Raw genomic sequence first — 15,443 nt, forward strand, 5'->3', positions numbered from 1 at the left:
CCACAGCCAGCCTGTGGGGTTTTTATTTCTGTTGTAGAGAGTTGAGTTCATGGAATCCCTGACGTTACAACCCATCGCTCGTGTCGATGGCACCATTAATCTGCCCGGTTCCAAGAGCGTTTCTAACCGCGCTTTATTGCTGGCGGCATTAGCACATGGCAAAACAGTATTAACCAATCTGCTGGATAGCGATGACGTGCGCCATATGCTGAATGCATTAACCGCGTTAGGGGTAAGTTACACGCTTTCAGCCGATCGTACGCGTTGCGAAATCATCGGTAACGGCGGTCCATTACACGCAAAAAGTGCCCTGGAGTTGTTCCTCGGTAACGCCGGAACGGCAATGCGTCCGCTGGCGGCAGCTCTTTGTCTGGGTAGCAATGATATTGTGCTGACCGGTGAACCGCGTATGAAAGAACGCCCCATTGGTCATCTGGTGGATGCGCTGCGCCTGGGTGGGGCGAAGATCACTTACCTGGAACAAGAAAATTATCCACCATTGCGTTTACAGGGCGGCTTTACTGGCGGCAACGTTGACGTTGATGGCTCCGTTTCCAGTCAGTTTCTCACCGCACTGTTAATGACTGCGCCTCTTGCACCGGAAGATACGGTGATTCGTATTAAAGGCGATCTGGTCTCTAAACCTTATATCGACATCACACTCAATCTGATGAAGACGTTTGGTGTTGAAATTGAAAATCAGCACTATCAACAATTTGTCGTAAAAGGCGGGCAGTCTTATCAGTCTCCGGGTACTTATTTGGTCGAAGGCGATGCATCTTCGGCTTCTTACTTCCTGGCAGCAGCAGCAATCAAAGGCGGCACTGTAAAAGTGACCGGCATTGGACGCAACAGTATGCAGGGTGATATTCGCTTTGCTGATGTGCTGGAAAAAATGGGCGCGACCATTTGCTGGGGCGATGATTATATTTCCTGCACGCGGGGTGAACTGAACGCTATTGATATGGATATGAACCATATTCCTGATGCGGCGATGACCATTGCCACGGCGGCGTTATTTGCAAAAGGCACCACCACGCTGCGCAATATCTATAACTGGCGTGTTAAAGAGACCGATCGCCTGTTTGCGATGGCAACAGAACTGCGTAAAGTTGGTGCGGAAGTAGAAGAGGGGCACGATTACATTCGTATCACTCCACCGGAAAAACTGAACTTTGCCGAGATCGCAACATACAATGATCACCGGATGGCGATGTGTTTCTCGCTGGTGGCGTTGTCAGATACACCAGTGACGATTCTTGATCCCAAATGCACGGCCAAAACATTTCCGGATTATTTCGAGCAACTGGCGCGGATTAGCCAGGCAGCCTGAATGAACAACGTGCAATAAATAGCCAAATCTTTCTTTATCAAAACGTCGGCACATTGCCGGCGTTTTTTTTGTGCACAGAAAACCCCCAGCTAGGCTGGGGGTTCCGGAAAGCTTTCAGCTTTGAGCCAGTTATTAAAACCCCTTTTGATTTGTTAAAACACCTTGCGGTCTGGCAACTGCAAGTGTCAAACAAGAAATCAAAAGGGGGTCCCAATGGGGGACGAAAAGAGCTTAGCGCACACCCGCTGGAACTGTAAATATCACATAGTTTTTGCGCCGAAATACCGAAGACTGGCGTTTTACGGAGAGAAGCGTAGGGCGATAGGCAGTATTTTGAGAAAGCTGTGTGAGTGGAAAAGCGTACGGATTCTGGAAGCAGAGTGCTGCGCAGATCATATCCATATGCTTGTGGAAATCCCACCCAAAATGAGCGTATCCGGCTTTATGGGATATCTGAAAGGGAAAAGCAGTCTGATGCTTTACGAGCAGTTTGGGGATTTGAAATTCAAATACAGAAACAGGGAGTTCTGGTGCCGAGGGTACTATGTCGATACGGTGGGTAAGAACACGGCGAAGATACAGGACTACATAAAGCACCAGCTTGAAGAGGATAAAATGGGGGAGCAGTTATCGATTCCATATCCGGGCAGCCCGTTTACGGGCCGTAAGTAACGAAGTTGAATGCAAATGTCAGATCGTATGCGCCTGTTAGGGCGCGGCTGGTAACAGAGCCTTACAGGCGCATTTGAAAAACCTCCGGCTATGCCGGAGGATATTTATTTCGGACCTTGTGAGTCATTTTGATTAATGATAGCGTCGTTTGTCGATGTAAGTTATTGATACATAATATTTATATATGATTAATCAACGGATGATTCACATGAAGAATACTAAATTACTGCTGGCGATTGCGGCCTCTGCAGCTTTACTGACAGGGTGTCAGAATACCCACGGTATTGATACCAATATGGCTATCAGCTCAGGTTTAAATGCCTATAAAGCAGCAACGTTAAGCGATGCTGATGCAAAAGCGATTGCCAATCAGGGCTGTGCCGAAATGGACAGCGGCAATCAAGTCGCAAGTAAATCCAGCAAGTACGGTAAACGTCTGGCAAAAATCGCCAAAGCATTGGGTAACAATATTAATGGCACGCCGGTCAACTATAAGGTTTATATGACCAGCGACGTCAACGCATGGGCGATGGCGAACGGCTGTGTTCGTGTCTACAGTGGCCTGATGGACATGATGAACGACAACGAAATTGAAGGCGTTCTGGGTCATGAACTGGGCCACGTCGCGTTGGGTCACTCGCTGGCTGAAATGAAAGCTTCTTATGCGATCGTTGCCGCACGTGATGCGATTTCCGCTACCAGCGGTGTGGCTTCCCAGCTTTCTCGCTCACAATTAGGTGATATCGCAGAAGGCGCGATCAATGCTAAATACTCCCGCGATAAAGAGTCCGAAGCAGATGATTTCTCCTTTGATCTGTTGAAGAAACGTGGCATCAGCACCCAGGGGCTGGTTGGCAGCTTTGAAAAATTGGCCAGCCTGGATGGCGGCCGGACCCAGTCCATGTTTGACTCTCACCCACCATCAACAGAGCGTGCGCAACACATCCGTGATCGTATCGCCTCTGGTAAGTAAATCATTGTCATCTTTCGGGCTGGTCTTCTGCCAGCCCGCTATAATTGCGCAATAAATCCCCATCTGAATACAGACAAAACTGGTTTTTGCACACAACGTTAACGATTTGTGGCGTCGGCGCGTATAATGCGCGCGGTTATGTTAACGGTACGCCTGTTTTAAGGAGATAAAGATGACGGCAATTGCCCCGGTTATTACCATTGATGGCCCAAGCGGTGCAGGGAAAGGCACCTTGTGTAAGGCTATGGCGGAAGCGTTGCAATGGCATCTGCTGGACTCGGGTGCAATTTATCGCGTACTGGCACTGGCGGCATTACATCACCATGTTGATGTTGCATCGGAAGATGCGCTCGTGCCGCTGGCATCCCATCTGGATGTACGTTTTGTGTCGACCAATGGCAATCTGGAAGTGATCCTCGAAGGGGAAGATGTCAGCGGCGAAATTCGTACTCAGGAAGTGGCGAATGCTGCTTCACAAGTCGCGGCATTCCCACGCGTTCGTGAAGCATTATTGCGTCGCCAACGCGCGTTTCGCGAATTACCAGGCTTGATTGCCGATGGCCGCGATATGGGAACGGTGGTATTCCCTGATGCGCCAGTGAAAATTTTCCTTGACGCCTCCTCGGAAGAACGTGCGCATCGCCGCATGCTACAGTTGCAGGAGAAGGGCTTTAGTGTTAACTTTGAGCGCCTTTTGGCCGAGATCAAAGAACGCGACGACCGCGATCGTAACCGAGCGGTAGCGCCACTGGTTCCGGCAGCCGATGCTTTAGTGTTGGATTCCACCACCTTAAGCATTGAGCAAGTGATTGAAAAAGCGCTACAATACGCGCGCCAGAAATTGGCTCTCGCATAAGCGACCGAATTTGCAGTACCCCCGTTGCAATGGAATGACAGCGGGTATGTTAAACAACCCCATCCGGCATGGAGCCAGGTGGACGTTAAATATAAACCTGAAGATTAAACATGACTGAATCTTTTGCTCAACTCTTTGAAGAGTCCTTAAAAGAAATCGAAACCCGCCCGGGTTCTATCGTTCGTGGCGTTGTTGTTGCTATCGACAAAGACGTAGTACTGGTTGACGCTGGTCTGAAATCTGAGTCCGCCATCCCGGCTGAGCAGTTCAAAAACGCCCAGGGCGAGCTGGAAATCCAGGTAGGTGACGAAGTTGACGTTGCTCTGGACGCAGTAGAAGACGGCTTCGGTGAAACTCTGCTGTCCCGTGAGAAAGCTAAACGTCACGAAGCCTGGATCACGCTGGAAAAAGCTTACGAAGATGCTGAAACTGTTACCGGTGTTATCAACGGCAAAGTTAAGGGCGGCTTCACTGTTGAGCTGAACGGTATTCGTGCGTTCCTGCCAGGTTCTCTGGTAGACGTTCGTCCGGTGCGTGACACTCTGCACCTGGAAGGCAAAGAGCTTGAATTCAAAGTAATCAAGCTGGATCAGAAGCGCAACAACGTTGTTGTTTCTCGTCGTGCCGTTATCGAATCCGAAAACAGCGCAGAGCGCGATCAGCTGCTGGAAAACCTGCAGGAAGGCATGGAAGTTAAAGGTATCGTTAAGAACCTCACTGACTACGGTGCATTCGTTGATCTGGGCGGCGTTGACGGCCTGCTGCACATCACTGATATGGCCTGGAAACGCGTTAAGCATCCGAGCGAAATCGTCAACGTGGGCGACGAAATCACTGTTAAAGTGCTGAAGTTCGACCGCGAACGTACCCGTGTATCCCTGGGCCTGAAACAGCTGGGCGAAGATCCGTGGGTAGCTATTGCTAAACGTTATCCGGAAGGTACCAAACTGACTGGTCGCGTGACCAACCTGACCGACTACGGCTGCTTCGTTGAAATCGAAGAAGGCGTTGAAGGCCTGGTACACGTTTCCGAAATGGATTGGACCAACAAAAACATCCACCCGTCCAAAGTTGTTAACGTTGGCGATGTAGTGGAAGTTATGGTTCTGGATATCGACGAAGAACGTCGTCGTATCTCCCTGGGTCTGAAACAGTGTAAAGCTAACCCGTGGCAGCAGTTCGCGGAAACCCACAACAAGGGTGACCGTGTTGAAGGTAAAATCAAGTCTATCACTGACTTCGGTATCTTCATCGGCCTGGACGGCGGCATCGACGGCCTGGTTCACCTGTCTGACATCTCCTGGAACGTTGCAGGCGAAGAAGCAGTTCGTGAATACAAAAAAGGCGACGAAATCGCTGCAGTTGTTCTGCAGGTTGACGCAGAACGTGAACGTATCTCCCTGGGCGTTAAACAGCTCGCAGAAGATCCGTTCAACAACTGGGTTGCTCTGAACAAGAAAGGCGCTATCGTAACCGGTAAAGTAACTGCAGTTGACGCTAAAGGCGCAACCGTAGAACTGGCTGACGGCGTTGAAGGTTACCTGCGTGCTTCTGAAGCATCCCGTGACCGCGTTGAAGACGCTACCCTGGTTCTGAGCGTTGGCGACGAAGTTGAAGCTAAATTCACCGGCGTTGATCGTAAGAACCGCGCAATCAGCCTGTCTGTTCGTGCGAAAGACGAAGCTGATGAGAAAGATGCAATCGCAACTGTTAACAAACAGGAAGATGCAAACTTCTCCAACAACGCAATGGCTGAAGCTTTCAAAGCAGCTAAAGGCGAGTAATTCTCTGACTCTTCGGGATTTTTATTCCGAAGTTTGTTGAGTTTACTTGACAGATTGCAGGTTTCGTCCTGTAATCAAGCACTAAGGGCGGCTACGGCCGCCCTTAATCAATGCAGCAACAGCAGCCGCTAAATTTGCCTTTAAGGAACCGGAGGAATCATGACCAAGTCAGAATTGATAGAAAGACTTGCCACCCAGCAATCGCACATTCCCGCCAAGACGGTTGAAGATGCAGTAAAAGAGATGCTGGAGCATATGGCCTCGACTCTTGCGCAGGGCGAGCGTATTGAAATCCGCGGTTTCGGCAGTTTCTCTTTGCACTACCGCGCACCACGTACCGGACGTAATCCGAAGACTGGCGATAAAGTAGAACTGGAAGGAAAATACGTTCCTCACTTTAAACCAGGTAAAGAACTGCGCGATCGCGCCAATATTTACGGTTAAGTTTTTACTCAAACTTGAACGCGAGAAAAGCACCTGTCGGGTGCTTTTTTCATTTCTCTAATCTGGAACTGGAAGCTGCCTCGCAGAGTTTTGAGCAGTTTTCACCCTGTCGTTAAATTCTTCTGAACGTGCCTCGGGGAACGCAAAACTCCCACCAGACAACCATTCAACAAAGTTGCACACTTTCTATAAACAGGGAGGGTGCATGAAAATAACGACAGTCGGAGTATGCATAATTTGCGGAATTTTTCCGTTGCTGATTTTGCCCCAATTGCCAGGGACAGTAACCCTTGCGCTTCTGACTATCTTCGCCTGTGTACTGGCATTTATCCCTGTTAAAACCGTCCGTTATATCGCGCTGACGTTGCTGTTTTTCGTTTGGGGCATATTAGCAGCAAAGCAAATTTTGTGGGCAGGAGAAACCTTAACTGGCTCGACGCAGGATGCAATTGTTGAGATCATTGCTACTGACGGCATGACCACTCATTACGGTCAAATTACTCATCTACAAGGTCGACGTATATTCCCTGCGCCAGGCCTCGTACTGTATGGCGAATATCTTCCGCAAGCGGTTTGTGCCGGACAAGTATGGTCAATGAAACTCAAAGTTCGTGCAGTTCATGGTCAACTTAATGATGGCGGCTTTGATAGCCAGCGTTATGCCATTGCCCAGCATCAACCGCTCACCGGCCGTTTTCTGCAGGCAAGTGTCATTGAACCGAATTGTAGCCTGCGTGCACAGTATCTGGCGTCACTACAAACAACGCTGCAACCCTATATGTGGAACGCGGTTATTCTTGGATTAGGTATGGGGGAACGGTTATCCGTCCCCAAAGAAATCAAAAATATCATGCGTGATACTGGAACGGCGCATTTAATGGCGATATCAGGATTGCACATCGCTTTTGCGGCGTTGCTGGCTGCAGGACTCATTCGCGGTGGGCAAGTTTTTCTGCCTGGGTGCTGGATCCACTGGCAAATGCCATTAATTGGCGGAATCTGCTGTGCTGCTTTTTATGCCTGGCTAACGGGAATGCAACCTCCTGCATTGCGTACCGTGGTGGCGCTTGCCATTTGGGGAATGCTTAAGTTAAGTGGACGACAATGGAGTGGCTGGGATGTATGGATATGTTGTCTGGCGGCAATTTTGCTGATGGATCCTGTTGCCATTCTTTCGCAAAGTTTATGGCTCTCTGCCGCTGCGGTAGCGGCGCTGATTTTTTGGTATCAGTGGTTTCCCTGTCCGGAGTGGCAACTGCCGCCAGTATTGCGCGCGGTTGTTGCCCTCATCCATCTACAACTGGGAATCACGCTCCTGCTAATGCCTGTGCAAATCGTCATATTTCATGGCATTAGTCTGACCTCGTTTATTGCAAACCTATTTGCAATTCCCCTGGTGACATTTATCACGGTTCCGTTGATCCTCGCAGCGATGGTTATGCATTTAAGCGGGCCGTTAATCGTGGAGCAAGGAGTATGGTTTCTTGCCGACCGGTCTTTGGCTTTACTTTTCTGGGGGTTAAAGAGTTTGCCGGAAGGGTGGATCAACATTGCTGAACGTTGGCAATGGCTATCATTTTCCCCATGGTTCTTACTGGTGGTATGGCGATTAAACGCCTGGCGAGCGTTGCCGGCAATGTGTGTGGCTGGAGGCTTGCTGATGTGCTGGCCGCTGTGGCAAAAAACTCGACCTGACGCGTGGCAGGTGTACATGCTTGATGTCGGGCAAGGGCTGGCAATGGTGATAGCCAGAAACGGTAAAGCGATTCTCTATGACACCGGACTGGCCTGGCCGGAGGGGGATAGTGGGCAACAACTGATTATCCCCTGGCTACGCTGGCATAATCTTGAACCAGAAGGCGTCATTTTGAGTCATGAACATCTGGATCATCGGGGAGGGCTGGACTCGATATTACGAGCCTGGCCGACGTTATGGGTCAGAAGCCCTTTAAGCTGGGAACATCATCAGCCCTGTGTGCGTGGCGAAGCGTGGCAATGGCAAGGATTGCGTTTCAGCGTGCACTGGCCTTTACAAGGTAGCAACGATAAAGGAAATAACCATTCCTGTGTGGTTAAGGTTGATGACGGGACGAATAGCATTCTCCTAACCGGTGATATTGAAGCCCCCGCTGAACAAAAGATGCTAAGCCGTTACTGGCAGCAAGTACAAGCAACATTACTTCAGGTACCTCACCATGGCAGTAATACCTCATCATCGTTGCCATTAATTCAGCGAGTGAATGGAAAAGTGGCACTCGCATCGGCATCGCGCTATAACGCATGGCGACTGCCCTCAAGCAAAGTTAAACATCGCTATCAACAACAGGGTTATAAGTGGCTCGATACTCCACATCAGGGTCAAATAACGGTCAATTTTTCAGCGCAAGGCTGGCGGATTAGCAGCCTCAGAGAGCAAATTTTACCTCGTTGGTATCATCAGTGGTTTGGCGTGCCAGTGGATAACGGGTAGAATATGCGGCTATTTCAACAAATGCTGGTTTTTTGAATGCATAACGACAAAGATCTCTCTACGTGGCAGACGTTCCGCCGACTGTGGCCAACCATTGCGCCTTTTAAAGCGGGTCTGATCGTGGCGGGCGTAGCGTTAATCCTCAACGCAGCCAGCGATACCTTCATGTTATCGCTCCTTAAGCCACTTCTTGATGATGGCTTTGGTAAAACAGATCGCTCCGTGCTGGTGTGGATGCCGCTGGTGGTGATCGGGCTGATGATTTTACGTGGTATCACCAGCTATGTTTCCAGCTACTGTATCTCCTGGGTATCAGGAAAGGTGGTAATGACTATGCGTCGCCGCCTGTTTGGTCACATGATGGGAATGCCCGTTTCATTTTTTGACAAACAGTCAACGGGTACGCTGTTGTCGCGTATCACCTACGATTCCGAACAGGTTGCTTCTTCTTCTTCCGGCGCATTGATTACTGTTGTGCGTGAAGGTGCGTCGATCATCGGCCTGTTCATCATGATGTTCTATTACAGCTGGCAACTGTCGATCATTTTAATTGTGCTGGCACCGATTGTTTCGATTGCGATTCGTGTCGTATCGAAGCGTTTTCGCAACATCAGTAAAAACATGCAGAACACCATGGGTCAGGTGACCACCAGCGCAGAACAAATGCTGAAGGGCCACAAAGAAGTATTGATTTTCGGTGGTCAGGAAGTGGAAACGAAACGCTTCGATAAAGTCAGTAACCGAATGCGTCTTCAGGGGATGAAAATGGTTTCAGCCTCTTCTATCTCTGATCCGATCATTCAGCTGATCGCCTCTTTGGCGCTGGCGTTTGTTCTGTATGCGGCGAGCTTCCCAAGTGTTATGGATAACCTGACTGCCGGTACGATTACCGTTGTTTTCTCTTCAATGATTGCACTGATGCGTCCGCTGAAATCGCTGACCAACGTTAACGCCCAGTTCCAGCGCGGTATGGCGGCTTGTCAGACGCTGTTTACCATTCTGGACAGTGAGCAGGAGAAAGACGAAGGTAAGCGCGTGATCGAGCGTGCGACTGGCGACGTGGAATTCCGCAATGTCACCTTTACTTATCCAGGACGTGACGTGCCCGCATTGCGTAACATCAACCTGAAAATTCCGGCAGGAAAAACGGTCGCTCTGGTTGGACGCTCTGGTTCAGGTAAATCAACCATCGCCAGCCTAATCACACGTTTTTACGATATTGATGAAGGCGAAATCCTGATGGATGGTCACGATCTGCGCGAGTATACCCTGGCGTCTTTACGTAACCAGGTTGCTCTGGTGTCGCAGAATGTCCATCTGTTTAACGATACGGTTGCCAACAACATTGCTTACGCACGGACAGAACAGTACAGCCGTGAGCAAATTGAAGAAGCGGCGCGTATGGCCTACGCCATGGACTTCATCAATAAGATGGATAACGGTCTCGATACAGTGATTGGTGAAAACGGCGTGCTGCTCTCTGGCGGTCAGCGTCAGCGTATTGCCATCGCTCGAGCCTTGTTGCGTGATAGCCCGATTCTGATTCTGGACGAAGCTACCTCGGCGCTGGATACCGAATCTGAACGTGCGATTCAGGCGGCACTTGATGAGTTGCAGAAAAACCGTACCTCTCTGGTGATTGCCCACCGCTTGTCTACCATTGAAAAGGCAGACGAAATCGTGGTCGTCGAGGATGGTGTCATTGTGGAACGCGGTACGCATAACGATTTGCTTGAGCACCGTGGCGTTTACGCGCAACTTCACAAAATGCAGTTTGGCCAATGATCGAAAAAATCTGGTCTGGTGAATCCCCTTTGTGGCGGCTATTGCTGCCACTCTCCTGGTTGTATGGTCTGGTGAGTGGCGCGATCCGTCTTTGCTATAAACTAAAACTGAAGCGCGCCTGGCGTGCCCCCGTACCGGTTGTCGTGGTTGGTAATCTCACCGCTGGCGGCAACGGAAAAACTCCGGTCGTTGTCTGGCTGGTGGAACAGTTGCAACAGCGCGGTATTCGCGTGGGAGTCGTGTCCCGGGGATATGGCGGTAAGGCTGAATCTTATCCGCTGCTATTGTCGGTAGATACCACCACAGCACAGGCGGGTGATGAACCTGTGTTGATTTATCAACGCACTGGCGCGCCTGTTGCGGTTTCTCCCGTGCGTTCTGATGCGGTAAAAGCCATTCTGGCGCAACACCCTGATGTGCAGATCATCGTAACCGACGACGGTTTACAGCATTATCATCTGGCGCGTGATGTGGAAATCGTCGTTATTGATGGCGTGCGTCGCTTTGGCAATGGCTGGTGGTTGCCGGCGGGGCCAATGCGTGAGCGAGCGGGGCGCTTAAAGTCGGTTGATGCGGTAATCGTCAACGGCGGTGTCCCCCGCAGCGGTGAAATCCCCATGCATCTGCTGCCGGGGCAGGCGGTGAATTTACGTACCGGTACGCGTTGTGACGTTGCTCAACTTGAACATGTGGTGGCGATGGCGGGGATTGGGCATCCGCCGCGCTTTTTTGCCACGCTGAAGATGTGGGGCGTACAACCGGAAAAATGTGTACCACTGGCCGATCATCAGTCTTTGAATTATAAGGATGTCAGCGCGTTGGTAAGCGACGGGCAAACGCTAGTAATGACTGAAAAAGATGCGGTGAAATGCCGGGCCTTTGCAGATGAAAATTGGTGGTATTTGCCTGTTGACGCACAGCTTTCAGGCGATGAACCAGCGAAACTGCTTGCGCAACTAACCTCGCTGGCTTCTGGCAACTAGTTACGCCGCGGCAGCGTTCGATTGATGGAGTCATGAATGTCGCTGCCGCACCTCTCCCTTGCTGATGCGCGTAATCTTCACCTTGCTGCGCAAGGCCTGTTAAACAAACCCCGCCGTCGAGCGTCGTTGGAAGATATTCTGGCAACGATTTCCCGCATGTCCTTGCTGCAAATTGATACCATCAATATTGTTGCCCGTAGCCCATATCTAGTGCTTTTCAGTCGTCTGGGAAATTATCCTGCGCAGTGGTTGGATGAGTCTCTGGCGCGTGGCGAATTAATGGAATACTGGGCGCATGAAGCCTGCTTTATGCCACGTAGCGATTTTCGTCTTATTCGCCACCGCATGCTGGCACCTGAAAAAATGGGCTGGAAATACAAAGACGCCTGGATGCAGGAACATGCGGCAGAAATTGCACAGTTAATTCAACATATTCATGATAAGGGGCCGGTACGTTCAGCCGATTTCGAGCATTCTCGTAAAGGTGCAAGCGGCTGGTGGGAATGGAAGCCGCATAAACGGCATCTGGAAGGTTTATTTACTGCCGGAAAGGTGATGGTGATTGAACGGCGCAACTTCCAGCGCGTTTATGATTTAACCCACCGTGTCATGCCTGACTGGGATGATGAGCGCGATCTCGTTTCGCAAACAGAAGCAGAAATCATCATGCTGGATAACAGTGCGCGTAGCCTGGGCATATTCCGCGAACAGTGGCTGGCAGATTACTATCGGCTGAAACGTCCGGCACTGGCGGCTTGGCGCGAAGCGAGGGCTGAACAGCAGCAAATCATTGCTGTGCATGTTGAAAAATTGGGCAATCTTTGGCTGCATGCTGATTTGCTGCCGCTACTCGAACGCGCGCTCGCCGGAAAGCTCACTGCAACGCACAGCGCGGTACTTTCGCCTTTTGATCCTGTTGTCTGGGATCGCAAACGCGCGGAGCAGCTTTTTGATTTTAGCTACCGGCTGGAGTGCTATACCCCAGCGCCGAAACGCCAGTATGGCTATTTTGTTCTGCCGTTATTACATCGTGGGCAATTAGTTGGGCGAATGGATGCCAAAATGCATCGCCAGACAGGCATCCTTGAAGTTATCTCTCTGTGGTTACAGGAAGGCATTAAACCAACGACAACGCTGCAAAAAGGGTTACGTCAGGCGATTACTGATTTCGCTAACTGGCAGCAGGCAACGCGGGTGACATTAGGACGCTGCCCGCAAGGCCTCTTTACTGATTGCCGCGCCGGCTGGGAAATAGACCCCGTCGCATAAATGATTATGATAAGATTTATGCATTCATAACCCGATCCATCTGGAGGAACTATGGATCATCGTCTGCTTGAAATCATTGCCTGCCCGGTTTGCAACGGAAAACTTTGGTATAACCAGGAAAAACAAGAGCTTATTTGCAAACTGGACAACCTGGCTTTCCCGCTGCGCGATGGCATTCCAGTGTTGCTGGAAACGGAAGCCCGCGTGCTGACTGCTGATGAGAGTAAATCATGAGTTTTGTGGTCATTATTCCCGCGCGCTACGCGTCCACGCGTCTGCCCGGTAAACCATTGGTTGATATTAACGGCAAACCCATGATTGTTCATGTTCTTGAACGCGCGCGCGAATCAGGTGCCGAGCGCATCATCGTGGCAACCGATCATGAGGATGTTGCCCGCGCTGTTGAAGCCGCTGGCGGCGAAGTATGTATGACGCGCGCCGATCATCAGTCAGGTACAGAACGTTTGGCGGAAGTTGTCGAAAAATGCGCATTCAGCGACGACACGGTGATCGTTAATGTGCAGGGTGATGAACCGATGATCCCTGCGACAATCATTCGTCAGGTTGCTGATAACCTCGCTCAGCGTCAGGTGGGTATGGCGACTCTGGCGGTGCCAATCCACAATGCGGAAGAAGCGTTTAACCCGAATGCGGTGAAAGTGGTTCTCGACGCCGAAGGGTACGCACTGTACTTCTCTCGCGCCACCATTCCGTGGGATCGTGATCGTTTTGCAAAAGACCTTGAAACCGTTGGCGATAACTTCCTGCGTCATCTTGGTATTTATGGCTACCGTGCAGGCTTTATTCGTCGTTACGTCAACTGGCAGCCAAGTCCGTTAGAACACATCGAAATGTTAGAGCAGCTTCGTGTTTTGTGGTATGGCGAAAAAATCCACGTTGCTGTTGCTCAGGAAGTTCCTGGTACAGGAGTGGATACCCCTGAAGATCTCGAGCGCGTTCGCGCTGAAATGCGCTAATTTCACTTCACGACACTCCAGCCAATTTTGGGAGGAGTGTCGTACCGTTACGATTTTCCTCAATTTTTCTTTTCAACAATTGATCTCATTCAGGTGACATCTTTTATATTGGCGCTCATTATGAAAGCAGTAGCTTTTATGAGGGTAATCTGAATGGAACAGCTGCGTGCCGAATTAAGCCATTTACTGGGCGAAAAACTCAGTCGTATTGAGTGCGTCAATGAAAAAGCGGATACGGCGTTGTGGGCTTTGTATGACAGCCAGGGAAACACAATGCCGTTAATGGCAAGAAGCTTTAGTACGCCCGGAAAAGCCCGACAGCTGGCATGGAAAACCACCATGCTGGCAAGAAGTGGGACTGTCCGTATGCCGACTATTTATGGTGTGATGACGCATGAAGAACACCCCGGCCCCGATGTCCTGCTACTGGAGCGGATGCGTGGTGTTTCGGTGGAGGCTCCAGCCCGAACACCAGAACGCTGGGAACAACTCAAAGACCAAATCGTTGAAGCCTTACTGGCCTGGCACCGTCAGGACAGTCGTGGTTGCGTCGGCGCGGTCGACAATACTCAGGAAAATTTCTGGCCCTCATGGTACCGGCAACATGTTGAAGTGCTATGGACTACGCTCAATCAGTTCAATAACACCGGTCTAACGATGCAGGATAAGCGGATCCTGTTTCGCACTCGCGAATGTCTCCCGGCATTATTCGAAGGCTTTAACGACAATTGTGTGCTGATTCACGGTAACTTCTGTTTACGCAGCATGCTGAAAGATTCGCGCAGCGATCAGTTACTGGCGATGGTCGGACCGGGACTAATGCTTTGGGCACCGCGAGAATACGAACTGTTCCGACTAATGGATAATTCTCTGGCGGAAGATTTGCTCTGGAGTTATCTGCAACGCGCGCCAGTGGCGGAGTCGTTCATCTGGCGGCGTTGGTTGTATGTGTTATGGGATGAAGTTGCGCAACTGGTCAACACCGGACGATTTAGTCGGCGTAACTTCGATCTGGCATCAAAATCACTCTTGCCGTGGCTCGCCTGACGAACCTTTCAGCCACTGCCAGATCCGGCCAAGCGTTTCATAGCCAACGCGGTCGCTATGCATCAACCAAACCGGAGAAGGGATTGCCCGTTCCCACGGATTAAGCGGCGAGTCGATGGCCAACTGATTCGCCGGGGCTGGTAGCGGATTTAACCCTTCCTGCTGAAAAAAGATCATCGCCCGCGGCAGATGTGATGCGGAGGTCACCAGCAGGAAAGGTGCGTCACCAATTGCCTGTTTCACTGCCGCAGCTTCTTCTTCGGTATCTTTTGGCAAATCCAGAGTGATAATTTGCTCGCGCGGCACGCCCAGCGATTGCGCAACTCGGGCACCTACTTCGGCTGTACTCACCGTATTGGTTTTTGCTACGCCTCCCGTGAAGATCAGTTTTGATCCCGGATTTTCGCGCCATAAGCGGATACCTTCATTCAGGCGTGGCAGACTGTTATTGATTAAATTAGAGCTCGGTGCCCACTGCGGGTTCCAGGTATAACCACCTCCGAGCACCACGATATAGTCCACTTTTTGCGAATTATTCCATGTCGGATAGGTGCTTTCGATGGGACGCAGCAGGCGGTCGGCTATCGGTTGCAAACTCAATAACAAGAGCGCCAGCCACCCAATGCTAATAAAAATCTTCCCGGTTTTTTGAAAACGGCTAAACCACAGCAGCGCCAGGCCAGCGCCAATAATCAGCAACATCAGCGGAAGTGGCAGCAACATATTGCCAATCACTTTTTTCAGTGTAAAAAGCATCCTTTCTGGTTCCTTTTTTGACCATATAGCAAGGGATCGCCAGCGATATTACACCAGACGGGTTCATTCTCGCCGTGGCTGTGACAAAATAGCG

The 15,443-nt window shown here is 50.5% G+C and carries 14 protein-coding genes; 13 read left to right on the plus strand and 1 reads right to left on the minus strand.

The features are described from left to right. Positions 1–49: 49 nt before the first annotated feature. The 13 genes from aroA (at position 50) to QUE34_RS05485 (ending at position 14,593) form a co-directional block, all read left to right on the plus strand. Complete coding sequence (gene aroA, locus QUE34_RS05425; RefSeq protein ID WP_000445247.1) at positions 50–1,333, plus strand: 3-phosphoshikimate 1-carboxyvinyltransferase; 1,284 nt, start codon at positions 50–52, stop codon at positions 1,331–1,333. A gap of 213 nt (positions 1,334–1,546) precedes the next feature. Then, the gene (gene tnpA, locus QUE34_RS05430) at positions 1,547–2,005 is read left to right on the plus strand and encodes an IS200/IS605 family transposase (RefSeq protein WP_000502112.1); all 459 of its coding nucleotides are present in this window, start codon (positions 1,547–1,549) and stop codon (positions 2,003–2,005) included. Between the two features lie 208 nt (positions 2,006–2,213). Next, positions 2,214–2,978, plus strand: coding sequence for a metallopeptidase YcaL (gene ycaL / locus QUE34_RS05435; protein WP_001353317.1), 765 nt, complete (start codon positions 2,214–2,216; stop codon positions 2,976–2,978). Positions 2,979–3,150: 172 nt separating this feature from the next. Further along, on the plus strand, positions 3,151–3,834 hold the full coding sequence (gene cmk / locus QUE34_RS05440) for a (d)CMP kinase (RefSeq protein WP_000125016.1): 684 nt from the start codon (positions 3,151–3,153) through the stop codon (positions 3,832–3,834). Between the two features lie 110 nt (positions 3,835–3,944). Continuing rightward, a complete protein-coding gene (rpsA, locus tag QUE34_RS05445) occupies positions 3,945–5,618 on the plus strand; it encodes a 30S ribosomal protein S1 (protein ID WP_000140327.1) in 1,674 nt (557 codons plus the stop codon). 159 nt (positions 5,619–5,777) lie between these two features. Further along, a complete protein-coding gene (gene ihfB, locus QUE34_RS05450) occupies positions 5,778–6,062 on the plus strand; it encodes an integration host factor subunit beta (RefSeq protein WP_000167336.1) in 285 nt (94 codons plus the stop codon). A 205-nt stretch (positions 6,063–6,267) separates the two neighbouring features. Further along, complete coding sequence (locus tag QUE34_RS05455; protein ID WP_103253260.1) at positions 6,268–8,532, plus strand: ComEC family protein; 2,265 nt, start codon at positions 6,268–6,270, stop codon at positions 8,530–8,532. Positions 8,533–8,568: 36 nt separating this feature from the next. After that, complete coding sequence (gene msbA, locus QUE34_RS05460; protein ID WP_000551266.1) at positions 8,569–10,317, plus strand: lipid A ABC transporter ATP-binding protein/permease MsbA; 1,749 nt, start codon at positions 8,569–8,571, stop codon at positions 10,315–10,317. Next, positions 10,314–11,300 carry a tetraacyldisaccharide 4'-kinase gene (gene lpxK / locus QUE34_RS05465; RefSeq protein WP_032302796.1) on the plus strand — a complete coding sequence of 329 codons (987 nt, stop codon included), beginning with the start codon at positions 10,314–10,316 and terminating at the stop codon, positions 11,298–11,300. Before msbA ends, lpxK begins: the two co-directional genes overlap by 4 nt. A 36-nt stretch (positions 11,301–11,336) precedes the next feature. Next, positions 11,337–12,569, plus strand: a complete 1,233-nt coding sequence (ycaQ, locus tag QUE34_RS05470; protein ID WP_000056506.1) for a crosslink repair DNA glycosylase YcaQ — start codon at positions 11,337–11,339, stop codon at positions 12,567–12,569. Positions 12,570–12,620: 51 nt separating this feature from the next. Further along, positions 12,621–12,803: a protein YcaR gene (gene ycaR / locus QUE34_RS05475; protein ID WP_000350058.1), complete on the plus strand. Its 183-nt coding sequence runs from the start codon at positions 12,621–12,623 to the stop codon at positions 12,801–12,803. Next, complete coding sequence (gene kdsB / locus QUE34_RS05480) at positions 12,800–13,546, plus strand: 3-deoxy-manno-octulosonate cytidylyltransferase (protein WP_000011605.1); 747 nt, start codon at positions 12,800–12,802, stop codon at positions 13,544–13,546. Before ycaR ends, kdsB begins: the two co-directional genes overlap by 4 nt. 153 nt (positions 13,547–13,699) lie before the next feature. Continuing rightward, the gene (locus QUE34_RS05485) at positions 13,700–14,593 is read left to right on the plus strand and encodes a YcbJ family phosphotransferase (RefSeq protein ID WP_286338935.1); all 894 of its coding nucleotides are present in this window, start codon (positions 13,700–13,702) and stop codon (positions 14,591–14,593) included. On the opposite strand, the gene elyC is transcribed toward QUE34_RS05485, so the two are convergent. Next, positions 14,570–15,349, minus strand: a complete 780-nt coding sequence (gene elyC / locus QUE34_RS05490) for an envelope biogenesis factor ElyC (RefSeq protein WP_000899583.1) — start codon at positions 15,347–15,349, stop codon at positions 14,570–14,572. The two genes, QUE34_RS05485 and elyC, sit on opposite strands and share 24 nt — an antisense overlap. Positions 15,350–15,443 lie beyond the last annotated feature (94 nt).

This window comes from Escherichia sp. KS167_9B, from assembly GCF_030295215.1.
GTDB classification, from domain to species: Bacteria; Pseudomonadota; Gammaproteobacteria; order Enterobacterales; family Enterobacteriaceae; genus Escherichia; species Escherichia coli_F.